The sequence below is a fragment of the Neolewinella aurantiaca genome (genome assembly GCF_008014675.1).
Lineage (GTDB): Bacteria > Bacteroidota > Bacteroidia > Chitinophagales > Saprospiraceae > Neolewinella > Neolewinella aurantiaca.
On record NZ_VOXD01000010.1, the window covers coordinates 146,223 to 169,695 of the forward strand.

Consider the following 23,473-nt stretch of genomic DNA (forward strand, 5'->3'; position numbering starts at 1 on the left):
AAACAAAGGGTCAAATCAAAGAGGAATCCTGGGCAGGAGAGCTTTTGCCCTTTCACGGAAAGCAGCATTTTCACCGGTCGCAATCCGGGTCAGTTCAGCGCGGGCTTCGGTGGTGCGGCCCAGCCGCAGTTGAGCGAGGGCGTGGTACCAGGCAGCGGGAGGCCCGGTTGCCGGATCGTTCATCAGCCCCTCCAGTTCGGTGATTGCCGCTGCGGGCTGGTTGTCGGCCAGGAGGCTGATGCCGTAGTAGAGGCGAACTTTGGTGGGCGCGGCCGCAGGTACGGGATTCGTTGGCTGGGCGAGGTGACGACCGAGGCCCTCCGCAGCGGCGGCGTAGTCTCTGCGGTCGTAAGCCAGTAGTGCTTCGTCGAGCATCGTGGCAACAGCGGGTTCGTCGCTGCCCATTGTCCGTTCGCTGAGGTCATTGGCGTAGGGGCTGAAGGCCTCGGCGTACAGCGTTTCGGGGTTAAAAGCGTCTCGTTGAGACGCCCACCAGCTCCCCGCCGCAACGAGCAACAAAATGACTGCGGCAGCAGCGTAGTACCAGCCAAGGCGACGCACTTTTGCCCCGTCTTTGCTCTTTCCGAAAACCTGCTCTGCACCTGCTGCCGAGCCTTCTGACACTGAAGGCAAATCTGTTGCCTCCACACTTTCTCCGGGCACCCCAAACCGCTCAGCAAACAGGCTATCCAACTCGTTCATCAGGTCCCGGGCCTCTTCTTCAGACCCCAGTTCCTCCCGGCCACGCGCAGCGTGGCGGGCAAACTCGTCCTGCTCCCCGGAGGGGGCGTCTCCCCGCAGCCAGTCTTCTTTTGTCGGTTCACTCATGAGCCATTTTTTCTAGTTTGATGCGCAGATTACGGCGGCCGTTCTGCAGGTAACTTTTCACTTTTTTCAGGTCGTAACCGGTTTGCTCGCAAACCTGGGCGTAAGACAGCCCTCGGAGGTAAAACAGCCGGATACAACTGGCTTGCTCTGCCGAAAGCGCAGCCAGCGCCCCTGGTAGTTGCGCAAGCCGGATTTCGCTAAGAGGACGTTCGCCCTCGTCGAATTCCACAACCGCGTCAGTACTATTTTTTCCGGCTTTCTCCCGCTCACGGATCTTCTTGCGCAGTAAGTCGATGCAGTAGTTGCGGCTGGTGTAAAAAAGCCACGCCCGGAAGCTCTCGATGGGCTGATTGCAGACCTTAAGGGTAACCTTTTCAAAAACATCCATCGTGGCATCACGGGCCGCTTCGCGGTCTTTCAGGTAATCGAGGCAAAGGCCCACGACCAAATGACCGTAGCGCTGGTAAAGGATACCTAACGCCCGCTTTTCGTCTTTCTGGCAGAAAGCGGTTACCAGCTCAAGATCCGTGGCTGAGTCCATAATGTGTCTTGCTGTTTCGCTTTGCCGGGACGGGCGGCAGAGGGACCGGATGCGCCCGACAAGCGTGTTGTCACCGACGAATTTAAAGAAAATTTCGTCGCCTTTATGGAATCCCGGCAATTGGTACGTCCCTAATCCGAAATTCATTCACCGCCGGGCTGGCAATCCGGCACATCTAAAATTCATCCCATCATGATTATTCGTTTTCTCTTTTCGTTACTGATTGTTTGCTCTTTCGCAGGCATTGCATCCGCCCAATCGGGCAACTCAACCTGTGCTGACCTGGCAAAAAAACACCTTTCCACCCTCGACCAACACCTCGACCTCGATTACGGCCAGATGAAGTGCCTCAAGGAAAAAGCCGTGAAGTTTTGCGACAGCAACAAACAGAACCCTCCTACCAGTAAAGCCCAGCGCGACAAACGACTGGCGGCCTTTCGTAAAGCCATCCTCTCCTGCCTCGACGCGGGCCAGCGCAAAAAAGTCGTCTCGCATTACCGCGACCAACGTGACGAAAAAAACCGCCGGGACATTCTCCAGGCTTTCATCGACGAGTTTGGTGACGAGGTGATCGTCATCCGCAAGAAGAAGTCGTAACCCGTGCTTAAGGCTTTCTTAATATTGATCGTATGTAGTTCCTTCCTGGGCCTTCGGGCTCAGGAAGACTACAACGGATCATCCCCGTCCCCAACAACGGAGACTCCTGCTTTGGTAGAAACCATGCTCGACAAGATCTCCCGGAAACTACAACTCTCCGAAGAACAGGTCCCGCAGGTAGAAACGCTGTTGCAGGACTTCTTCCAACACCCGGAAAACCAGACGGGAGCAAGCCCTGAAGTTCGCCGCGCACTACGCGCCGCCGTCAGCAAGCTCCTTACTCCCGACCAACGCCAACTTCTGAAACAGAAAAGAGCCAGAAATGGTACCGTTCGCCGGGGCAGCAACCCAAATATGGTTGCTCCTCAGAAAAGCAGTTGGCTCGACCTCCTGCTTGACGATGTGGCCTATCCCCTCCTCGAAAAACGCCGACGAAACCGTGCAGAAAAAGGAAAGAACTGAGTGCCACCGCTTTCTTTAACCTCCTGTTTTTTCATCCTATTGCACACAGGGCTAACGCATAGGCTAGTTAAGCCGTGTTAAACCCCCAGCCCACGGGGATAGGCCAGTGAAAACGCTACGCGTTTTGGGTTGCAAGCTCTTAAACGGTGATTATGATCTCGAGCTAAAAGCTTAAAATCGAATCCTATGCGTCAGTCCTGCCCATTGTACACCACCAAATCCATAATAACCATGCGTTTATTTACCTCATTCCTTTTCCTGTTTGCGTTTTGCGCCTCCGTCAGTGCTCAGAGTTGCAAATCTGCACCTTCCGTGGTCTCCGACCTCAACCGTCAGATATCCAAGATACTGAAGACCAGGGGGTGCGCCCCTTCTAACTTCCCCACCTGCCTCACCAACCCAACTACTTATCTGCACCTGACGAAGGAGATGGTTAAGTACTGGAACGGGCGCAGCAGCAACTGGGCAACCATCGGCCCCCGCCGCCTCGACTTCGGCAACTACGAAAACGGTCGGATCGTCAGCACCGGCGGCCGGATGTACATCTCTTGTGTTCCTGCCAATAAATCGACCATGACGGTAGACATCAAGGAACTCGACGGAAAAGGCAAAACCAGTTACGTGATTTGTAAGGTGGACAAAGATGGCCGGTACACAAAACTCAAAACCGGATGGTTCAATGAGGTCAATTCTCAGAAGAGCAACAAACGGGAATCCCGTCAGCACACCCTGAAGGGCGTGAAGGGACACATCATCAGCATACACTTCGATGGTAAATCCGCAGGTAACACTTTCCAGTATAAGGTCCGGGTAAAGTAACATTCAGGCGTTCGCAAGCACGTTCAGGGTCGCAGGCTTGCGGGCTACTGCTCTATCCGTTATCCGAAGGGGCCCCGGCGTCGGTTTCCGTACGATCCTTCCCCGGCTACCAGCCCCGGCATCTCGTACCAGGTCCGGAAAAGAAAACCGCATACCACCCCGAACACAAAACCGCCAATGTGCGCCCACCAGGCAATACCTCCACTGGTATCGCCCAGGCTGGCGTAGCCCGCTTGCGACTGCTGAAAAAACCAGAAACCAAGGAAGATAAAAGCCGGGACGCTGAGTCGGAAAAACACGAGGTAGCCTCTGATATTGGACTTCGGGAACATTACGATGTACGCCCCCATCACCGCCGAGAGGGCGCCGCTGGCCCCTACCGCAGGAATGGGGCTTCCCTGATTGAAGTAGATATGGCAGCCTCCGGCTGCCAGTCCGCCAAGCAGGTAGAAAACGGCAAAGGGCCAGTTGCCGATGCTCGCTTCGATGTTGTCCGCAAAGATCCACATGTAAAGCATGTTGCCGATCAGGTGCATCCAACTGCCGTGCAAAAAGGTGCTCGTTATCAGGGTATGGTAATTCTGACCAGCCTCAATATCAGCCGGGATGCAACCATACTCCATCACTCCGGGAATACCCAGAAAATGTTGCGCGATATAGATGATGACGTTGAGCGCAATGAAGCCATAAGCGAAATACGGCGTATGGCCCTGATGAACCTGATCATCTCCGATAGGAAAAAACATAGTGAGAGATAGTTGATGGTAAAGTGGAAGCCTGATCAGGCCCGGATTTGAATAGACGTGGAGTATCCGCAAGGTAACCGCCCGAAAGAACAGTCAACCCATAGAACTGTCTCCAGAAGAAAAAAATCGCAGCACCGCTTTGTCAAAGCAAAGTGCTTACATTTTGGCCGACTTCTTGAAACGCACGCGCAGACGGCGTTGTGCCGGGTCTATTTTTACGCGTGCTTCGGGGTAAGGGCTCAGGTCCATAATCTCGATGGTTGCCCCTACCGTGGTCAGTCGGCTTCTTTTCTTGGTATCTACATCGATGCGAACTTTTTCGTTGGCGTAGGCACTTCCGCGGGAGACGATCACGAACGCCTCTCCTTCCGAGATGCAACTTACACCACGCGGGCACCGGCTATCGGAATCAACGCCAACGAAAGTAATGGCTGCCTGAGATTTTCCCACCTGAGCTGTCTCGCCTGGCGCCAGGTCGACAACTTCATCATAAGCCACCGTTTTTACTACTCCGCTAACGGTAGCTTCACAATTTGAGGGGCTGGTTTTTTTACTGCACCCGAAGGCAAGCGTCAGGCAAACAAAGGCAAACAAAAAGGAAAGTCGCATTGGAGAAGTTATTTTGTCATGGGAAGGTACAACGAGTGAGGTTATAGTTGCCTCGGGTATTGCGGGAGGTTGCATCATTTCCCTTGCAATTGCCCCATCAGCAGATTGAGCGCCATGTGCACGGTGTAAGTGATGTTCCGCTTCCGGTCTTTGCCTGAACTGAGTAGTTTGGACTTCACGCCATCCGGCCCTGCAACTGCAATCCAGATGGTCCCAACCGGTTTTTCATCGGAGCCCCCGCCCGGGCCTGCGATGCCGGAAGTAGCTACTGCATAGTCTGACTTCAGCACCTGCCGGGCATTTTGTGCCATCGCTTCCACTACTTCTTTACTCACCGCTCCGTGCTGTGCCAGGAGTTCAGTAGATACGCCAAGGACACTACTCTTAACGTCATTGTCGTAGGCAACCACACTTCCCCGGAAGTGGCCACTGGAGCCGGCGTGGCCGGTAATCATGCGTGCAATTGACCCTCCGGTACAGCTTTCGGCTGTTGCCAGCGTGAGGTTATCCTGTTGCATCTTTTTCTGTACCGCCAGGGCGAGGTCTTCCTTGCCGTAGCCGTAGACGTACTGGCCAACGATGGCTTCAATCTCATCTTTATACTTGGTCAGCTCGGCCTGCATCGCAGTTTCGTCCGTGCCGCGGGTAGTGAGGCGCAGCCGCACCGTACCAAGGTTGGGCAGGTACGCGAGGGAGATGTGCCGGGGCAGGGCATCTTCTACCGCCTCGATGGCTTCGGCCAGGGTACTCTCTCCCAGGCCTGCGGTCAGGATGGTAAGTGAGCGCTGCCGGCTCTGGTCTACGTTACCGGCAACGAGCCGGGGAATTATCTCCTTGCTGACGAGGTAGCGCATTTCGTAAGGCACACCGGGCATCGAGACGATAATCTTTCCCTTGTGCTCGAACCACATTCCGGGAGCGGTACCTGCTTTATTTGTAATTACCGTTGCCGAGGCGGGCAATTCACACTGTTCCCGGTGGTGCGGTCCGGCTTCCTTCCCAAAGCCCGCGTAAATTTTAACCAGGCGCTCCCAGCTTTCCTGATGGAAAGCCATTTCAGTTCCTACGTATTCAGCCAGTACTTTTTTAGTGATGTCGTCTTTTGTAGGGCCAAGACCACCGGTCATGAGTACAATATCGGCTGCCGCCAGGGCACGATCGAGGCCATTACGGATTCCGTCCCGGGTATCGGCCACACTGAGGTGCTCCACTACTTCGTAACCTTCCACACTAAGTGCTTCGGCCATGTAGGTTGCGTTGGTGTCGGTCACCTGCCCGATGAGGATTTCATCGCCGATGGTAAGGATGTATGCTTTCATTAAAAGGAATAGAGGGCCGGGCGCCAGCCGGGGTAGCGTCCGTTTGTGAATGAATTTGGTTTTGCCCGGCCTGTTCACCGCAGGTGATACTGGGCCGACCAGGTTTTAACGGGGTAAATGTAAGAACAAAGAGGCGCGGCCGCCGGTGCAATGAAAGTTTTAAAGGCTTGTCTTTGCTCCTTAAAAACGCTCATTGCACCTGCGGCCGCGCCTGCTGAAAACCATCAAGTACGGTCGTCTATCCTCTCATCACCAGTTCCTCGCGGTCAGGACCGGTAGACACCATGCTAACGCGGGTTCCGAGTTTTTCTTCGAGAAACTTAACGTAATCGATGCATGCGGCGGGCAGGTTCGCCTCTTCCTTCACGCTCGTGAGGTTAGAGTTCCAGCCGGGTACCGGCGTATAGACCGGTTTGAAGTTCTCACGTACCAAATCGAAGGGCAGGGTTTCGGTAACGGTGCCTTCCACATCGTAGGCATCGGCTACCTGCAGGGTTTCGAAGTTGTTGAGTACATCTACTTTGGTCACAACGAGCTGGGTAACGCCACTTAGCATGATGGTGTAACGGAGTTGCACCAAATCGATCCAGCCACAGCGACGGGGGCGCCCGGTGGTTGCGCCGAACTCTCCGCCTTCCTGGCGCAGGAACTCTCCGGTTTCATCCAGCAGTTCTGTCGGGAAAGGCCCACCCCCCACGCGGGTACAGTAAGCCTTGGTAATACCAATCACTTCTCCGATTTGCTGCGGCGCAATGCCAAGGCCGGTACAAACTCCGGCCGTGATGGTGTTGGAGCTCGTTACGAAGGGGTAAGTACCAAAGTCGATGTCGAGCATAGAACCCTGAGCACCTTCGGCCAGAATCTTTTCTCCGCGCTTGATGGCGTCGTTGATCCAGTATTCGCCGTCAACGAACTCAAGCTTCTGCAACCGTTCGATTGCTTTGAACCAAGCCTCTTCTTCCTTAGCCAGGTCGAACTGGATAAAGGGGTACAGGCCAACGAGTTGCTTGTGCTTTTCCTTCAGCTCTTCGTAGCGTTCCCGGAAGTCGGGTGCTTCGAGGTTGCCTACGCGGAGTCCGTTGCGGCCGGTCTTATCCATGTAAGTAGGTCCGATTCCCTTGAGCGTCGAGCCAATCTTACGGTCGCCTTTGGCGTTTTCCCGCGCTGCGTCGAGCAGGCGATGGCTGGGCAGGATGAGGTGAGCTTTCCGGGCAACGAACAGTCGACCGGCGTAATCGATTCCTGCGTCATCGAGCTTATCCAACTCTTTGCTCAGCGTGATGGGATCGATGACTACACCATTACCGATAATGTTTTTCAGCCCCGGGCGAAAGATGCCTGAAGGCACCGTATGGAGGACAAACTTTTTACCGTCGAAGATGAGTGTGTGCCCTGCGTTAGGGCCGCCCTGGAAACGGGCGATGATATCGTATTGGGGAGCAAGAACATCTACGATCTTGCCCTTGCCTTCGTCTCCCCACTGGAGACCTAAGAGTACGTCTACGGCCATTGTGTGTTGGCTTTATGCGGAGGTTCCGGGGAATTCCGGGGTCGTCCGCGAAAACGTACGCAAAGGTACGGTGAGGCGGGGCATTGTGGGTTATTTCCTGACAATTATGCTCAGGTTTTTAGTTTTACGGGTTGCAACAGCCGTTTTTTCACCCTGCGTTAGCGTGCACTGCCCGTAGCGAGGTAGGCACGGAGTGCCTCTATCTGCAAATCCGTCATCCGTTCTTTTGTGTAGTGAGGCATATAAGCCCGCTTGCCGGGAATCGGGCTGGTACCGTAGCGAACCACCTGATAGGTGGAATAGCGGTCGTAGCGCGGGAAGTGCTTGGTGAGGAACGCCCAGTGGTTTTCGGAATCGTCGAGTTCGAAAAAGCTGTAACGCTGTTTTTCGTGGCAATGCAGGCATCCGCGTATGTAGATGGCCCGGCCGTTGGCCGGGTCGGGTGTGCCGGCCACCGGAAAGCCGGCTTTACGGTCTTCGGGAGGCAGAACAAACGTTGCCGGGCTGGCAAGCAGGTAGCTCGCCTTAAGGTCTTCCACCACCCCCGGCGCTGCGGTTTTTTCCGAAATTGCGTCGTTGATCCGTTTCACGGTCGGCGCTCCTTCGGGTAGATCGTTCACTTTCAGACCGATGGTATGGAGGTAAGCCATAACAGATTCCATCTCCACTTCATTGAGCGGTTCGCCCTGGGCGCACTCCGTCGCACAGAGCTGAATGGCTCCCCGCAGGTCGTGGCGGGCGGGTTTTACCAGATCGCCGTATTTTTTGTCGTAATCTCCGTTGTAGTAGCTCTCACGGTTGACCGCGCCCCACAGGGTGGTACCGGGCAGGAAAGGTAAATCGTTAGCTTCGGCGTAGGCAAGCCGGGCGGTGGGGTCCATGACGGCCAATACGGGATCTTCCCGTACGATGTTGTGGCAACTTGTACACTTGAAGTGAGCCGACTGCATTCCTCCTTCGGAGAGGCGGCCTTCCAGAACGATCTCCCGGCCGAGCTCTTCAGAGGCGCCTTCTTCCGGCCGGACCATAATGTCCGCCCGTTCCGGCGCGCCCAGGGCGCGCATCACTTCGTAGAGCGACGTTTCGCCGTCAACTACGGGCAAGGTGTTGGGCCGGCTGGTGAGGGCCAGTCCGGCCAGTATGATTAATGGAAGAAGATATTTCATTGCTCTTAATTAACTTTTACGAAATCGGACGGTGCCCGCGCAGAACGGCTTCCGGCATTGCAGTAACCCGTTACAGGTTAAACCAGCGGGAGATCGTGAAACCCATCCGGAATTCTCCTTCGCCCCAGCTGGTGATGGTGTAAGGGATGTAGTCCGATTCGAAAAGGCCGGTAGCATTGGTAAAGTTGAGTTGGAATACGTGGCCGCCCGTGTCCCACTCGAGCCCGACCCCAACCGGAACGCTGTAACCGTTGTCGGCAGTAATGGTATTGCTAAACGGTACCGTTACGTCGGCGACCAGAGCCATAACGCGCGAGACCTGGTAGCGCGCAGCGCCACCGAGGCTGAAGATGGTGTTCTCGCCGGCGAATGGCACGAGGTTACGGTGCGTTACGCCAGGGATGATCTGCAGGCTCAGGCCGTTCATTTTCCGGGCCAGCACCAGGCTGCCGTTGAAGGCCATACGGTGGGCAAATTTCGGAAAACTCTGAATGAGGTCCACGTTGTCCTCGATCTTTTGGGCGGTACTGACGGTTGCTGTTCCCACCAGGGCGGCAGAAAACGGGAAGCCTTCATTTTCCTGATGCAGGAAGCGTATTTTGGTTACCAGATTCAGATTCTGGCGCAAGCCTGAGTTGCTCTCCGGGGTCCGGCCGGAGCCTTTGGCACGGTAAATCCCTACGTTGAAGTTGTCGGTAAATCCATATTCGCCGCCGATGGCGACGTCCTCTGCGGTTTCGAGGCCGTAGAACGTTTTGAAGCCACCATCGTCTCCGAACATATCCCCGAACCGGTGGCTGATCCGGATGTCCAGTTTCCCCTTCGGTAGTGTCTCCACACTATGCACATTCACTACGCGGGTGTCTTTGAACGTCCTGTAAATGCGCTCACGCTGAGCGGAGAGCGTGCAGGAACAGACCAGCAAAAGGAGTAAAACATTTTTCATTTGAAGGGTAGTTTTGGGAAAATCCAGAGTGCAGCAATTTCAAAAAAAGGTGAAGACTGCCGTACAGAAATACAAACCGGGGCGCGGCCGCAGGTACAAAGTTAGTTTGAATACAGAGCAAGGCAAGTAAAAACCAGATTGCTACTCAGGGAAGCCAGCATCTAGCCAGCAGGTAATGATTAGTAATTCGTCGGGAGTGAGGCTGGTCGCCCGCCCGTCTGGCGAGTAATCCGGCGGCATACCGAGGGTAGGGTCGCTCCTGCTGGAAATCACCCGCTGACGGAAGCGACCGTTTTCGAGGTGATTAAGAAGGCCGTCGTAGCTGTCGTAGATTCCGGGAGCGCCGCCCAGGTGGCAGCCACTGTAGGCGCAGGTCCGCTCCACAATCTCCCGGATATCGTCTTCGTAGGTTGGTGTATCGTCTTCGCAGGTAACGGCTACGGGTTCAGCCAGGGCATCTTTGGTACAAGCGTCGAAGCACAATACGGCACAGATCAGAAGACAGAACAACCAAATATTTCGCATAAGAAACGTGCCTTTAAAAGTAAGCGGCCAACCAAACAGGTGGCTGAATTGTAGATATGGACAGCTGAACAGCAAGCCGGGCCGCAAATTTACGGCGTTCCTACCGATTTGTGTTGTCAGCCATTTACCTCAACGAAAAAAACGAAAATATGTACCCCGTCGAACTAACGATTCCAATGGCGAAGGACCTTACTTCCTTTGGCTTCACCAGCCTCACAAACGCTGACGAAGTCAACGCAGCCCTGGGCGCCACCGAAGGCACGGCGCTGCTGGTTGTCAACTCTGTATGCGGATGTGCAGCAGCCAACGCCCGCCCGGGCGCTAAGATGGCCACGCAGAACGAGAAGGCGCCGGACAACCTCTACACCGTTTTTGCTGGTGTAGACCGCGAAGCGGTGGCTACCGCCCGTGAGCACCTGCTGCCCTACCCTCCCAGCAGCCCGGCAATCGGTCTGTTCAAAGATGGTAAACTCGTTCACTTCCTTGAGCGTCACCACATCGAAGGCCGCTCGGCAGAGATCATTGCCGAAAACCTGAAAATGGCTTTCGACCGTTACTGCTAGAAGTCTTAGTGTGAAAGGCAGTGCTACCGCACCTGAAGGGAAGCCTGCTCGTTTTTGCTTATGAGCAAAACGAGTGCGCTTGCCAGCACCTGCGGTGGCACTGCCCCTAACCCCTCTCCGTTTTCCGGCTGGCCCGTTAACGGTAAAATAACATCCTCCGCCCATACAAGCCCGCAGTTATTTGCGTTTACCTAGTAAACCAACTCCCACTTTTGTGCTGATGCATTTTCTGCTGTCCGTCCTCTTTATTGTTACTTCTCCCCAAAACGTAAGCCTGCAGGTAAGCTCTACCGCTGCGGCCAAAGGAGATTTCCACCTTGCGGTATACGCCAGCGCGGCCGACTACGAAGCACGCCGCCCCCTTGTGGGCGCGGTAAAAGCGTGCAACGACGATGTTGTTGGTTTTGAAATTGACCTCCCGAGCGCGGGCGATTACGTCATATCCGGATACCACGACCTGAACGGCAACGGCAAGCTCGACTTCAACATGATGGGAATCCCGAAGGAGCCTTATGGTTTTGTACGGCCACCCGTTTCTAAGTGGAAAGAGCCTCAGTTCGAGGAAATTGCTACGTCCGTTGACGGAGGTAAGCTGCAGGCGAAACTCGACTTTAAGCTCTGGAAGGAGTATTAATGATCTACCGATTTTAAAGCGAGACTTTGCACCTGCGGTTGCGCCAAAAAAAAGCTACTGCAAAAACCGGGCCAAAACACCAACCTTACTACCTGCGGTTTGTTCTTCGTAGCAAGTACCCATAAGTTTCATGCTCGGACAGTCCCAAAACATCTCGCAAGGCCAGGTTTTCAGCCCACGACAAATTCAGCTCATGCAGCTGTTACAGCTGCCCGTGATGGAGTTGGAGCAACGCATCAAAGAGGAACTGGAAAAAAACCCGACTCTGGAAGAGGCCCGTCATGACGAAAGCGAAGTCCCCGACCGCCAGGAAGAGTTCGAAGCCAAAGGCTCCGATGAGCGCAACTCGGAATACGACGACGATTATTTTCAGCAGTACATGGACGACGACCCCGGCAGCTACCAGCAAAAAGCCGGTGCCGATACCGACGACTACGTTGCCCCCGGCAGCTATACCGCCGATGAGACCTCCTTCTTCGAGTACCTGATGGACCAGCTGATGAGTCTCGAGTTTGAGAGCCATCAGGAAATCCTGATCGGCAAGCAGATCATCGGAAACCTCAATGATGACGGCTACCTGGGCCGTACCCTCAGCGCAATTTCCGATGACCTGCTGATCAATTATCACCTCGACGTTCCAAAATCGGAAATAGAGCGGGTCCTCAAGATCGTGCAGACCCTCGAGCCCGCAGGGCTCGCTGCCCGCGACCTCAGGGAATGCCTCCTGCTTCAATTGGAAAGCAAAATCGAAGACGGCGAAGACCTCGACATCATGGTTTATGCCGACCTGATTCTTGCCCAGACCATCATCCGGGAACACTTCGAGCTTTTCACCAAAAAACACTACGACAAGCTCCGGGAGAAACTGGAGGTGGACGAAGACGAGCTTCGCGATGCACTCGGCGAGATTCTCCGCCTTAACCCCAAACCAGCCTCAGGCCTCATCGGAGCCGCCGGAGGCCGGGCCGCCCAGGCGGTAGTGCCGGATTTCATCCTCAATACCGTAGACGGTAAATTCCGCCTTCAACTCACCGCCCGTAACGCTCCGGATCTCAGGGTTAACGATCATTATCAGCAAATGCTGGCCGATTACCGCCGCAAACAAAAGGAAGCCGGAAAACTCTCCACCGCCCAAAAACAGGCTGCCGGGTTCATCCGCCAGAATATCGATTCCGCTACTTGGTTTATCGAGGCTATTCAGCAGCGGCAGCAGACACTTTTTAGTGTGATGCACGCTATTCTCCGCTATCAGGAAGGCTACTTTAAAACCGGAGACACCGCCATGCTCCGCCCGATGATCCTGAAGGATATTGCCGAAGTGACGGAGCTCGACATCAGTACCATCAGCCGCGTTGCCAACAGCAAATACATCCAGACCGACTTCGGGACTTTCTCCCTGCGGGAGTTCTTCAGCGAAGGGATGACCAACCAGGAAGGCGAGGAGGTGAGTACCACCCAGATCAAAAAGGTGCTCTCCGAAATTATCGCCGACGAAGATAAGCGCAAACCGCTTGCCGACGGCAAGCTCCAGAAAGCCCTCGCCGAAGCCGGTTACGAAATCGCCCGGCGAACCGTGGCCAAGTACCGGGAACAACTGGGCCTTCCGGTAGCGCGACTGAGGAAGGAACTCTAGTGGGTAGTCGGTAGAGCGTAGTGGGTAGTGCTGCCGCACGTTTTAGTGGGGATGCTCGCTTCGCTCGTGCAAGTACACGTACGACTTACTGGTCTCGGGAAGTTCTTGCTATCCCGCTGTGGCACAATTATATCGTGAAATACCTGGTACACATCCTCAACACGGCAACACTACCAACTTCGCTCTTTTTTCTACAAACTCCCCTGTGCGGCAGCACTACGCTCTACCCACTACATTCTACCCACTATCTCCTCTCCCCCAGCAACACCAGTTGGCACCGTCCGTCCTTATACTTGGGTTTCAGTTGGAACCGGTCGAACAGGTATTCCCAGGTTTCGCCGTGGCAGATAACGACGCGCTCTCCGGGCTCGAATTCGGAGACGGGTTGCACCTCGGCGGAGAGGAAAGGTCGCAGGCGTTGGATGCGTTTTAGTTCTACGGCTTCACCGCGCCCCCGGGCCAGTTCTACGTAGAACCGGAAATTGGGCTGATAGTCTTTTATCACGACCGAGTAAGGTGGTTTCACCTCGGGTCGGCTCATGAAGTCTTTCAGCGAGCTTTTCGACTCATGCATTACCGGGTAGCGGTTACGGTTCAGAACGTGGTGGGTTGTGAGAATCATTGGAGCCATAAAGAGGCTGGTCATCAGGGCAATGCCAATAAAGGTTCCTTTTTGTCCGCCGATTTTTTCCGACAGCAATTTGCCGAGGTGAAACATCCCCGCACCGATGAGCATCCCCAGCAGGGGGAGCGCGGGCGCGTGGTACCAGACCAGCTTGGTCGCTGCGCCGGAGACAACCACCAGAAATAAAACCGTTGTGATGGTGAGGAGCAACGTCACCCTTCGGTATTCGGACAGGAACAGGTAAACCAAAGCCGGAATCAGGAGCGGCAGCAAGTGCCTCCAGCCAAAATCGGAGACCAGCAGTTGGAGGTAGTAATAAAAGGGGTGTTTATGGCCTTCGTTGGTTTCATCGAAGCGCCCCCCGAGCTCGTTATCGAAGACCATTTGCAGGTAACCGGGATCCACTTGTTCGCGGAGGAAGTAATAGCACAGGACCAGAGCGATGGCTCCGCCGGGAATAAGCCATGTGCCGGGCTTAAGCAGTTTCTTTCGCCCCTCCGGGTCGAGCAGCAACCAGACGCCAATGCCGGGCAGGAGAAAACCGCCGGCGACGCCTTTGGTCATTCCGGCCAGAAAGACGGACAGGCCGGCCAACCAGATCCAACGGCTTTCGCCGTTTGTAACCCAGCGGTAGAAAAAAACAACCTGAGCGGTAAGGAACAGGATCAGCATCGCGTCGAAATCTCCCGATCTTGCGCCGTGGTTACTGATGTAAAGCCAGTTACCAAGTACAGCAACGGCGGCGAGGCTACCCACCAACGGGCTGCCCCAGTCGCGCTTCCCCCACCAGGTGAGAAGCCAGAACAACGCAATTGTAGCCAGCGCAGAAGGCATCCGTACGGCCAGTTCTCCCGGGCCGATAATCTTCATCCAGATGGCCTGGCACCAGACCAGTAAAGGTGGCTTGGTTCCCCAGTGGTCTGGCGCGCCGTAGTAAGGCGGCGTTAGCAGCGAAGGTGCTTCGCCGCGCGACATCTCTAATGCGCTGACGCCACGGCGTGCTTCGTCGTAAAACTCCAGCTGGACATCGCCCAGGTGAGAGAATACGGCCAGGAGAGTCCAGGCGAATAGTACGGCAATAATGATTCTTTCCGAAGTCATGGGCGCGAAGGTAAGGCCTTCGGCCTTTCAGCGTTGTGGTTTTAAGCACTTCCGCCTTTGGGTTCGTCGATAAAATCGACGACCTCAATATCCTCCATTGTGTTTTCGAACCAGATGAGGGGTGCGGGATTCTTGTCTCCCGTGCTGGTATCGCACTTAAAGAAGAGGTAGAAGAGTTGCCAGTAGCTACCGACCTTTTCTTTTACCATTTCGATACGGTCATCGCATTCGCCCAGTTTGTGGTAAAGGTGTGCCAGTCGCCAGGCGTAGTAGGCATCATCGTGCAACTCCACAACGTTGAGCAATAGCGGATCAGACAGGTAGCGGGCGAGGAAGTTGCGCGCATAAACCGCGTGGTGCTTGCTCCAGTCGCGGGGGTTTCCTTTGTCTTCGATGTGTTTGAACGTATCGTGTACCCAGCAGATGATCCGTAGCAGTCTGCGGGTTTCCGCATCAATGGGCAAACGGTCGATGTTGGCATTTACTTCTAAGATGTGGGCCATGATGGACCCTTCGGGGTGGCCAAAACGCGGTACTCCCCATTGTAGTCCTCTGCAAAATTCAGCATCTTCCAGGAAGGAGGCCTCCAGGTCGTTCTCAGGTTTTAGATAGTCTTTTAATTCAGCGGATGTCAAAGCTGGAGGTAAAATGGTTACTCGTATAGTAGAAAACAACGCCGTGCTTAAGGTGTAAGTTGTAAAAGGCAAGTATGGTTCGGTTATTAAATCACTTTTTTTACGCATCACAACCGGTAAAAGACCCCGTCATATCGGGCACCCTGCCCATAATTATCGTGAATTAAGACCGATGCCTCCGGTAGCAACCAGCCGGAGGCATGCCAATAATTCAGGCTCACAGCGTGGTTGTCGTTTCAGCGATGAAGGAGGTGAGGAGGGTAATAAGGCTTTGTAGCTAACCAAATCGTCACGGGTTTCGGCCGCGCCGATTTTTTTGTACATTTAGCTCAAATTCAAAGCTTTATCAGGAACGCCCACCCAGCGTAGCAACCATGCATTCAACCGTTCATTGCACCTGCGTTAGCGCCCGGATAAAGTCATTCGACACAAACGAGTGAGAGCAATCATTCTTTCTATGCAAGTAAACCTATCAAGATTGCTTTCGTTCTTCTTTAGAAGCTTGACGAACAAGTCTTCAATTTAATCCTAATCATGACAAACCCTTTCACCTTTGATTTCAGCAACCTGAAGGGAGATTTTCTGGGGGGCCTTACGGCAGGTATCGTAGCGCTTCCGCTCGCACTTGCGTTCGGAGCCCAGACCGCGCTTGGGCCGATGGCTGGTCTGTATGGTGCAATTGCGATCGCTATCATCGCCGCTATGTTTGGGGGAACCGCCACCCAGGTATCCGGCCCTACGGCCCCGATGACCGTTGTGTCGGCCGCGATCATCGCCAATGCGATGGTAGAGACCGGTGCAGAAACGGTTCAGGAAGCTCTGCCTTTGATTTTGGCGACCTTCTTCCTTGCGGGTCTGATTGAGATGATCTTTGGCATCATAAAACTAGGGCGTTACATAAAGTACATTCCCTACCCCGTTGTGTCAGGATTTATGAGTGGAATCGGGGTCATCATTGTCATCACTCAGTTGTTTCCTTTACTGGGATACAACCCACAGGAAGACACTGCATTGGTAGAATCGCGCATGGTCCACGCCGAGGAACAGATTCTTGAAGGAATCATTCGTGAAGAAGAACAAAGAGGCATCCTGAAGGGAGTAATGGACGGCACCGTAATTGCGGCCACCAACGAAGCGTTTTCCAACGTAACGAACGAGGAAATCCTGAATGAAGCCAAACGCCAGGCCAAGCGCCAGGCAAGCGGTACCGTTGGTACCCTGAAGAACATCCTGCGCCCTTTCCAGACCAACGGCATCAATTGGTTAAACTTTTTGCTGGCCATCGGGACGATAATTGTCATTTATGGTTTCAAACGAATAACGACGGCGGTACCATCCAGTCTGGTCGCGCTCGTCGCCTTTACCATTGTTGCATTCTTCTTCATCGAGCCGGGGGCGATCCCGGTCATCGGGGAAGTGGAAAAAGGCTTACCTCCTTTTTATTTCGGCTTTTTCAGTGAGTTTTCTAACACCAACTACCTTCTGCGCATCATTGAATTTGCGTTTACGCTTGCAGCGCTCGGCGCTATCGACTCGCTGCTTACTTCGGTAGTGGCCGATAATATCACAAAGACCAAGCACGACCCCGATCAGGAGCTAATTGGTCAGGGCCTCGGCAACATGGGAGCGGCCTTCATTGGCGGACTTCCCGGTGCAGGAGCAACCATGCGAACGGTGATTAATGTGAATTCGGGAGGCAAGACTAAAATTTCCGGTATCATCGCGGGAGTATTTCTGCTGGCGGTTCTGCTGGGGCTCAGCGGTATCGTACAGTACATCCCCAACGGTGTACTGGCGGGCATCCTGATTACCGTTGGTATCGGCATCATCGATTATAAGGGGTTCCGCCACCTCAAGGCCATTCCGGTAGGTGACGCCGTAGTGATGCTGCTGGTACTGGTGCTCACCGTCTTCGTCGGTCTCCTCGAGGCCGTCGCCATTGGCATGGTTCTCGCGGCAATGCTCTTTATGAAGAAGACTGCCGACACCGTCGAGGAAGGCTCCTCTACGGGCAGTTTCAAAGAGTTCAGCCGCGACAAGCCCTGGGAAGACGAAGGCGACCTCGTAAAGCGCGTCGGCGACCGGGTGTTCATTAAACACCTCGACGGTCCGCTTTTCTTCGGCTTCGTTTCTTCATTCCAGGCCATCATCCAGAACCTGCCAACGGTAGAAGTCATCATCATGCGAATGGGCCAGGTACCGTACATTGACCAATCGGGGCTTTACGCGTTGGAGGATGCTATACTCGACCTTCAGAGTCGTGGCATTGCGGTTGTCTTTGTCGGCATGAATCCCCAGATCCGCAGTATGATGGAGCGCATCAACCTCATCCCCGGCCTCATCGACGAGAAGTACTCCTTCGAGACATTCAAAGAATGTCGTTCCTGGTTGAGCATGCACCTCGAAGACGGAACCCTCGATCAGGTGGCCGATCGCCAACAGGAAGGCCCCGTCCGCATAGGTGAGGATATAGACGAGATGTAGAATTGTAGCGCCAGCAGGCACGGTTATACCTAAGTCAAAGTGGTCAGGCGTATATTCTTACCCGGTTTTCCGCCCGTCAAATGAGCAGGCAATCGATAACTGTTTTGAGGGCGATAAACATCGGCTCGCGGGCTTCTTTAGTGATGCCGTCTTCGTCGGCTTCCGCAACGATGAGATCCTCGGCGAAAGCCAGCAGCTCTTCTTCTTCGCTCTCTTCGAAGAAAGGTGTAAGGCGGTCCCGGAAGGCTCCCTTGGCCGGCATCAGGGCGTAATTATCTTCTTCCAGTTGCCCGATTATTTCTTCGGAGATAACGTCCCGGACGATACGCTCATCCATTACGGACTGGTAGATGACAATAGCGCCAAACAAGAGCAGTGTCCGTTCGTCTTCGTTCAGTGTTTCACTGTCCTCGTTGGTGAGGTAAGCAGCGAGGTTGGGTTGCGCTTCGGCAAAGTCCTGAATTTCGACGTTGAAATCATCGGTACCGGATTCTAAGCGGGCGAGTATGCGTTCTATGGTAGCTTCCTGGATCAAGAGAGATTTGTGTTTTGATTCGTTGGTCTGTTGAGAATTTACAACTGTCCTGAATGTTGACTCAGCCGAGGTTTTTCTTCATACAGATGCTGTTTTCAACACCAGCGTACTGTCCGTAGTTCTCCGTCATTCGCAGGTAGCCTTGTTTTTCGTAGAGGCGAATGGCGTAGGGTTGCCGTATTCCGGTTTCGAGGATTGCCGTTTGGTAGCCTTCCTCGGCGGCCCAGGCTTCCAGTTCACCGAGCACCCGCACGGCCAGTCCGCGGCCCCGCGCTGTTTCGGCGGTGAACATCCTTTTGATTTCAACCGTCTCCGGGTTGTAGTGCTTGAAAGCTCCGCAAGCCAACGGTACGTTTTGTTCGTAGAGGATTACTACGTGTTTGATATCCTCGAGGCCGTTGTACTGATGGTAAAAGTCGTGCTCGTCTTCGTCCGTTACCGCAAGATGGGCGTCGAGGAGTTGTACGAGGGCACGAAAGTCTTCATTAGTATTTGTGGTACGTTGCAAATTCATGCGCACAAAATAAGGCGCGACCGCAGGATGCAAAGAGCGTTGAGAACGAACATACCTTGTTCTTCAACGTCTTTTGCACCTGCGATCGCGCCACTAAATCCCCAATAAGGGACACGCTCATCACGCACTTAATCGAATGCGCATACTCAAAAGGTCATTTTAAAATTAACGGCCACACTGCACCAAGTGGCGACGTTTTTGCCCCGGATTTTTGCGGGCACCCACTTTTTCATGTCACGAAGAGCGGCGATTACCTCCTGGTCACAGATCTCGTGGGTAGACTGCTGAACGCTGTACTCACTCAGGCTTCCGTCTTCGAGTACTTTAAAGCGGACGATGGTCGTGCCCTCGAAGTTGTTTTCTTTTGCCAACTCCGGGTAGACAACATTCGACCTCAGAAAAGTCTCCAGCTGCTCCGCGCCACCGGGATAACCCGCGCCGTAGCTCTCCAGCTCACGGGCTGACAACGCTACTTCATCGATGTCGATGTTGCCGGCATTGAGCGGCAAAATAGCCGGAGCGGCAGAACTCATCGCTACGGACTGGGCCGAAACCGGCCCTGCTAAGAGAAAAGAAAAGCCGGTGGCTAAAACGATAATCAAGGCTTGTTTAAGGACATTCATGACTGGGTGTTTTTTGAAGGAATGGGTTAAATAATGGGATAAAAGTATAAATCTGTTCAAGTGTTTGTTTTGTAGACATGGCAAATGTATAGCCCCCTCTCACCCGATGCGTTCGGATAGATAAATGCGTACTTCCTGACTTATAAATTTAAAATCCCGGATGTCCTGATTTACAAATCAGGATGCGTTAAAACCAACTCAACACACTGATCTAAAGAGACTTACGGTATTTACCCGGGGTTGTTCCCGTGAACTTCCTGAACGCTTCATAAAAAGCAGTTTTGGAGTTGAACCCGGCCTCGTAAGCCATAGCGATGATGGTGAAATGACTAAAATCATCGTCGGCAAGCATAGCCTTAGCCCTCTCGACCCGGTAACCGTTTATGAAATCGCCAAAAGATTGCTCAATTTCCTCATTGATTACCTGCGACAGATAGTGAGATGGGATGCCAACCTTCCCGGCCAGTTGCCCCAGCGTAAGCTCCGGCTCCAGGTACGGTTTTTCGTTGACAACGAAGCTCAACACCTTCTGCGCCATCGCTTTCTTCTGATCACTCCGCAGGTTAGAACTTTCGTACTTCTTCCGGGCAACCTCTGCTGCACTCTCCTTTTCGATTCTGTTGGGAAACTTATGAAACAGGGCCGGCTTCAGCAAAGCCGCCAGGTACACCATCAGGATAAAGCTGACGAAGGACACCGCAAGCAGCGTAGCAGAAACCAACCGGTACTGGGTAAACACCACCAGGCCGATGGCTACCAGCGGCATCAACAAAACTGAACTGAACAGCAGCAGCCACTGCGCATAAGAACGATCGATATGAACCGAAGTATCCGAAAGGTGCTGTTGGTAGCGAAAGACGCGCCTTACCGAAAGCAGGAAATAAGCTAAGGTTATCAGCATTTTCAGCGCGCGCTCCCATACGGGAATAGGGTAAATGCCTTCTTCCAGCATCCTTATATGGTCGGTAAAAACCTTAACGTCGGACGATACCAAAAGCTTCCAGTCGAGCAGAAAAAACAGCAAAAACGGAACAAGGTGAAAAAGATCGCGTGCTTCCAGCCTGAAAGAGCGTTGCGTACTCGCCTTGGTGTACAGGTAAATAAGAGGACCAAGCACTGGAAAGAGGATGATCCCGACGTTAGAAAATTGCGGGATGTACTGCAAAAGCCGGGCACCGTATAAGTACCCCGGCAAAATGCACATTGTGCAACAGCAGACCACCAGCGCGAGAAAGATGTTAGCATAACTCTTGTACGACTGTCGGAACAACAAGAAAATCGTCAGCGAGACACCCAAAAAAACTCCGACACTAAGTATCGTATTCAATAGCGTAATCCCGCGAACGTAGAGTAACATGACAGGAGTTTTTCTTGAAGAGAGACTAATACAGACCTGCTTTTACCGCAGGGATATTCCGGAACAGACCGGCACAAAACGTTCCGGGTCGGAGCTCCTGCCGGCTCTCCGACCCGAAACCGATCCTTAATGCAGCCCCCCACACCCGATCGGGGAACCATCGGGCAGAGCCGGAGCCTGCGTAATCTTCACACTTGCCGGGTCAGTGATGAATTGGTCGATTTGCTGAGTAAGGTAAACGTAGTGCGCGCCGTTAGCACCTTTGGGGTCTTTCCAGTCATTGAAAATATTCTTCAACCTGAGCAGTTCCCCCAGCGCTGCAGCACGAACCTGTTCGCTGGCTCCTGTATTAGCCGCGGCTTGCAACAGGTGAGCAACGTAACGTTTCTCGACAATCTGAGCGACCTGATTGGGGTAGCTTCCGGCTCCGGTCGCTTTGAGCTGGGCGTGAATTCTTTCGCCAGCATATTCCAGGTATTTCGAAAGCGATTTATCGTCGTCACTAAAGTCGGGGAAAAGCGCATGCTGTTCTGCGATACGGGCCAAACGGTGGTGGTGCAGCAAAAATTTGAGGTTATTGTCTGCGGCCGTTTCCGCCATGGCCAGGGGATCGAAGGCTCCTCCGTTGTGGGTCTTGAACAACTCGCGATCGCGCGAGTAGCCCATCGCTGATGGTGGAATCAGGCCCAGTAGTTTTTCGTTCAGCGCGAGTGCTGCGGGCGACATTGATTTGAGCAACATGTCTACTGCCGCCTTTTGCCGGTCAGCGGCAACGGGACGTACGCTGTTTCCCTGGCCTTTTGTTTTTACCGCGTAGGTATAGTGGTAGCCTCCGATTTGCTTAGCGAGGGCCTCCACCTGGTAGCGGTGCATCAGGTAAACCGGCACGAGTACTTTTTCGAGCTCAGATACGGGCATTCCGTCGGGGATGTTGTCCATCCCGAAGTTATTGAGGGCGTGTTCCCGCAGGTCCATCAGGCGGTCCATTTCCTCGATTGGGTCAGTGCCGTTTTCCCACAGGTGAGCATCGGGTTGCATACTGCCCGCCGGGCGGGCATCGGAATCAGAGATGTACTTCAGGCCCAGACGATCATTTTCGTTCAGAATTTGGTCGAGCGCAGCACTTTCGTCCGTCCCTTCCGGAAAATCCGTGTAACCGTACATGATCGCCCGCTTGTCCCACTCTCCGATGCCGACTGCGTAAGCCTGGCTGAAGTCTACTTCACCGTTTTTCAGGGTAATATAGGGATGCGGGTAATCCATCACCGAAGCCCGGTCGTTCGTGCTCGCAGCAAAGTTGTGGGCGAGGCCAATGGTGTGACCGACTTCATGGGCACTGAGCTGGCGCAGACGCGCCAGCGCCATTTCTTCGAGTCGTGGGTCAGGGGTAACACCATCGGCGTAAGCCGGGATGAGGCCCTGTGCGAGCAGGAAATCCTGACGCACACGCAAAGAACCGAGTAGTACGTGCCCTTTTATGATTTCGCCGGTGCGGGGATCCGTAACCGAGCTGCCGTAGCTCCACCCCCGGGTACTGCGGTGCACCCAGTTGATGACGTTGTAGCGCACGTCCATCGGGTCGGCGCCTTCGGGTAAGACTTTTACCTGAAACGCATTTTTGTAGCCTGCTGCTTCGTAGGCCTGGTTCCACCAGCTGGCGCCTTCCAGCAGGGCTGATTTTACGGGTTCCGGAGCGCCGCGGTCGAGGTAATAAACGATGGGTTCTACCGGCTCACTCATTTTAGCAGAGGGGTCTTTTTTCTCCAGGCGGTGGCGGGTAATGAAGCGTTTTACGAGCGGCTGGTCAATCGGCGTGGCGTAATCGGCGTAGCTGCGGGCGTAATAGCCCGAGCGGGGGTCGAACGTCCGGGGGGTGTAGTTCTCGTCGGGCAATTCCACAAAGCTGTGGTGCATCCGCAGGGTAAAGGCTCCGCTGGTGGGGGTAACACTGCGCAGTTGTCTTCCCGTTGCCTCTCCCGTGAAGGTCAGGCTCGCTTCGAATTCGCTGTTTTTCGGAAAATTTTTGGTGCGGTCGAGGTAGACAGCACTGCGATTGGCATCCACTTTGTAGTTGCCTTGCTTGCTGCGCTTCAGCTTGGATACGACGCCGTGGGCGTCGGAGAGCAGCAGCGGCGTGAGGTCAATCAGGACCGCGTCTCCGGTTTTAGCGACAACCTTGAAACCGGCAATGGTAGACTGCGCGAAAGCATCACGGACGCTGGCTACTTCGTCGGGGTTATCGCTCATGGCGCGGTAGTCCAGGTTACGTTGCTTCAAAAGCACCTTAGGGCCAACGCGGTGAAAACTTACTACCCGGGTATTACCGAGTTGGTTGCGGTCCAGTCCGATATCGTTGCTCCCCAGGCCGGCGGCCAGGCTGTTTACGTAGAGGAATTCTTCGTCCATCCGCTCTACCTCGAGGTAAATCTTCCCCTCGTCGTCGCTGTACCAAAAGTCGAAATAGCCATCCATTTTTTGGAGGCCTTCGGTTTTCGCCTCAATTGCAGGCGGTTTCTTTGGCGTTGTTTTTTGGGCGCGGACGCTGGTGCAGGGCAGAATGGTTAATGAGCAAAGTAAAAGAAAGACCGTTTTCATCATTTTAGCTGGGGTTTGGGATGGTAAGATAGGGCGTTATCTACTAAACCAGCCCGGGGTTCCCTTTACCAGCCTTCCACTCAATTTCTCAAAACCGAACTCCGGG

The 23,473-nt window shown here is 54.0% G+C and carries 23 protein-coding genes; 7 read left to right on the forward strand and 16 right to left on the reverse strand.

All coding sequences use genetic code 11. The features are described 5' to 3' along the window. Window positions 1-15 precede the first annotated feature (15 nt). Both FUA23_RS08530 and FUA23_RS08535 read right to left on the reverse strand, forming a co-directional pair. Window positions 16-828: a tetratricopeptide repeat protein gene (locus tag FUA23_RS08530; protein WP_147930308.1), complete on the reverse strand. Its 813-nt coding sequence runs from the start codon at window positions 826-828 to the stop codon at window positions 16-18. After that, a complete protein-coding gene (locus FUA23_RS08535; RefSeq protein ID WP_147930309.1) occupies window positions 821-1,516 on the reverse strand; it encodes an RNA polymerase sigma factor in 696 nt (231 codons plus the stop codon). The genes FUA23_RS08530 and FUA23_RS08535 overlap by 8 nt, the downstream gene beginning before the upstream one ends. Window positions 1,517-1,561: 45 nt before the next feature. Here FUA23_RS08535 and FUA23_RS08540 point away from each other — a divergent pair, with 45 nt between their 5' ends. From FUA23_RS08540 to FUA23_RS08550, 3 genes are all read left to right on the forward strand, one after another. Continuing rightward, window positions 1,562-1,966 carry a hypothetical protein gene (locus tag FUA23_RS08540; RefSeq protein ID WP_147930310.1) on the forward strand — a complete coding sequence of 135 codons (405 nt, stop codon included), beginning with the start codon at window positions 1,562-1,564 and terminating at the stop codon, window positions 1,964-1,966. A 3-nt stretch (window positions 1,967-1,969) separates the two neighbouring features. Next, window positions 1,970-2,428, forward strand: coding sequence for a hypothetical protein (locus FUA23_RS08545; RefSeq protein WP_147930311.1), 459 nt, complete (start codon window positions 1,970-1,972; stop codon window positions 2,426-2,428). A gap of 231 nt (window positions 2,429-2,659) precedes the next feature. After that, window positions 2,660-3,247 (forward strand): hypothetical protein, encoded by a 588-nt coding sequence (locus tag FUA23_RS08550; protein WP_147930312.1) that lies wholly within the window; start codon window positions 2,660-2,662, stop codon window positions 3,245-3,247. 59 nt (window positions 3,248-3,306) lie between these two features. Here the strand turns inward: FUA23_RS08550 and FUA23_RS08555 are convergent, their stop codons facing one another. The 7 genes from FUA23_RS08555 to FUA23_RS08585 form a co-directional block, all read right to left on the reverse strand. Beyond that, complete coding sequence (locus FUA23_RS08555; protein ID WP_147930313.1) at window positions 3,307-3,993, reverse strand: rhomboid family intramembrane serine protease; 687 nt, start codon at window positions 3,991-3,993, stop codon at window positions 3,307-3,309. A 156-nt stretch (window positions 3,994-4,149) separates the two neighbouring features. Continuing rightward, entirely contained in the window at window positions 4,150-4,602 is a 453-nt protein-coding gene (locus FUA23_RS08560; RefSeq protein WP_147930314.1) for a hypothetical protein, read from the reverse strand. A 74-nt stretch (window positions 4,603-4,676) separates the two neighbouring features. Further along, entirely contained in the window at window positions 4,677-5,921 is a 1,245-nt protein-coding gene (locus FUA23_RS08565; RefSeq protein ID WP_147930315.1) for a competence/damage-inducible protein A, read from the reverse strand. Between the two features lie 238 nt (window positions 5,922-6,159). Further along, entirely contained in the window at window positions 6,160-7,431 is a 1,272-nt protein-coding gene (locus FUA23_RS08570) for an adenylosuccinate synthase (protein ID WP_147930316.1), read from the reverse strand. Window positions 7,432-7,589: 158 nt separating this feature from the next. Further along, window positions 7,590-8,597 (reverse strand): c-type cytochrome, encoded by a 1,008-nt coding sequence (locus FUA23_RS08575; RefSeq protein ID WP_147930317.1) that lies wholly within the window; start codon window positions 8,595-8,597, stop codon window positions 7,590-7,592. Between the two features lie 70 nt (window positions 8,598-8,667). After that, window positions 8,668-9,543 (reverse strand): DUF5777 family beta-barrel protein, encoded by an 876-nt coding sequence (locus tag FUA23_RS08580; protein ID WP_147930318.1) that lies wholly within the window; start codon window positions 9,541-9,543, stop codon window positions 8,668-8,670. 141 nt (window positions 9,544-9,684) lie between these two features. Then, window positions 9,685-10,068, reverse strand: a complete 384-nt coding sequence (locus FUA23_RS08585; protein ID WP_246144103.1) for a hypothetical protein — start codon at window positions 10,066-10,068, stop codon at window positions 9,685-9,687. Between the two features lie 149 nt (window positions 10,069-10,217). Between FUA23_RS08585 and FUA23_RS08590 the strand changes: the two genes are divergently transcribed. The 3 genes from FUA23_RS08590 to rpoN all read left to right on the forward strand — a co-directional run bounded on the left by FUA23_RS08590 (window position 10,218) and on the right by rpoN (window position 12,898). Further along, a complete protein-coding gene (locus tag FUA23_RS08590; RefSeq protein WP_147930342.1) occupies window positions 10,218-10,631 on the forward strand; it encodes a BrxA/BrxB family bacilliredoxin in 414 nt (137 codons plus the stop codon). Window positions 10,632-10,851: 220 nt separating this feature from the next. Next, the gene (locus FUA23_RS08595) at window positions 10,852-11,265 is read left to right on the forward strand and encodes a DUF2141 domain-containing protein (RefSeq protein WP_147930320.1); all 414 of its coding nucleotides are present in this window, start codon (window positions 10,852-10,854) and stop codon (window positions 11,263-11,265) included. 130 nt (window positions 11,266-11,395) lie between these two features. Next, a complete protein-coding gene (gene rpoN / locus FUA23_RS08600) occupies window positions 11,396-12,898 on the forward strand; it encodes an RNA polymerase factor sigma-54 (RefSeq protein WP_147930321.1) in 1,503 nt (500 codons plus the stop codon). Window positions 12,899-13,142: 244 nt separating this feature from the next. On the opposite strand, the gene FUA23_RS08605 is transcribed toward rpoN, so the two are convergent. Then, window positions 13,143-14,624: an ArnT family glycosyltransferase gene (locus FUA23_RS08605; RefSeq protein ID WP_147930322.1), complete on the reverse strand. Its 1,482-nt coding sequence runs from the start codon at window positions 14,622-14,624 to the stop codon at window positions 13,143-13,145. Between the two features lie 41 nt (window positions 14,625-14,665). Next, complete coding sequence (locus FUA23_RS08610) at window positions 14,666-15,127, reverse strand: hypothetical protein (protein WP_246144107.1); 462 nt, start codon at window positions 15,125-15,127, stop codon at window positions 14,666-14,668. Between the two features lie 666 nt (window positions 15,128-15,793). On the opposite strand from FUA23_RS08610, the gene FUA23_RS08615 reads away from it, so the two are divergent. Further along, window positions 15,794-17,743 (forward strand): SulP family inorganic anion transporter, encoded by a 1,950-nt coding sequence (locus FUA23_RS08615; protein WP_147930324.1) that lies wholly within the window; start codon window positions 15,794-15,796, stop codon window positions 17,741-17,743. Between the two features lie 76 nt (window positions 17,744-17,819). On the opposite strand, the gene FUA23_RS08620 is transcribed toward FUA23_RS08615, so the two are convergent. From FUA23_RS08620 to FUA23_RS08640, 5 genes are all read right to left on the reverse strand, one after another. Next, entirely contained in the window at window positions 17,820-18,278 is a 459-nt protein-coding gene (locus FUA23_RS08620) for a hypothetical protein (protein WP_147930325.1), read from the reverse strand. Window positions 18,279-18,339: 61 nt separating this feature from the next. Beyond that, complete coding sequence (locus FUA23_RS08625) at window positions 18,340-18,792, reverse strand: GNAT family N-acetyltransferase (RefSeq protein WP_147930326.1); 453 nt, start codon at window positions 18,790-18,792, stop codon at window positions 18,340-18,342. Window positions 18,793-18,938: 146 nt separating this feature from the next. After that, complete coding sequence (locus tag FUA23_RS08630; RefSeq protein WP_147930327.1) at window positions 18,939-19,415, reverse strand: energy transducer TonB; 477 nt, start codon at window positions 19,413-19,415, stop codon at window positions 18,939-18,941. Between the two features lie 211 nt (window positions 19,416-19,626). Then, complete coding sequence (locus FUA23_RS08635) at window positions 19,627-20,772, reverse strand: helix-turn-helix domain-containing protein (RefSeq protein WP_147930328.1); 1,146 nt, start codon at window positions 20,770-20,772, stop codon at window positions 19,627-19,629. Window positions 20,773-20,898: 126 nt separating this feature from the next. Then, window positions 20,899-23,370 (reverse strand): zinc-dependent metalloprotease, encoded by a 2,472-nt coding sequence (locus FUA23_RS08640; protein WP_246144108.1) that lies wholly within the window; start codon window positions 23,368-23,370, stop codon window positions 20,899-20,901. Window positions 23,371-23,473: the final 103 nt, after the last annotated feature.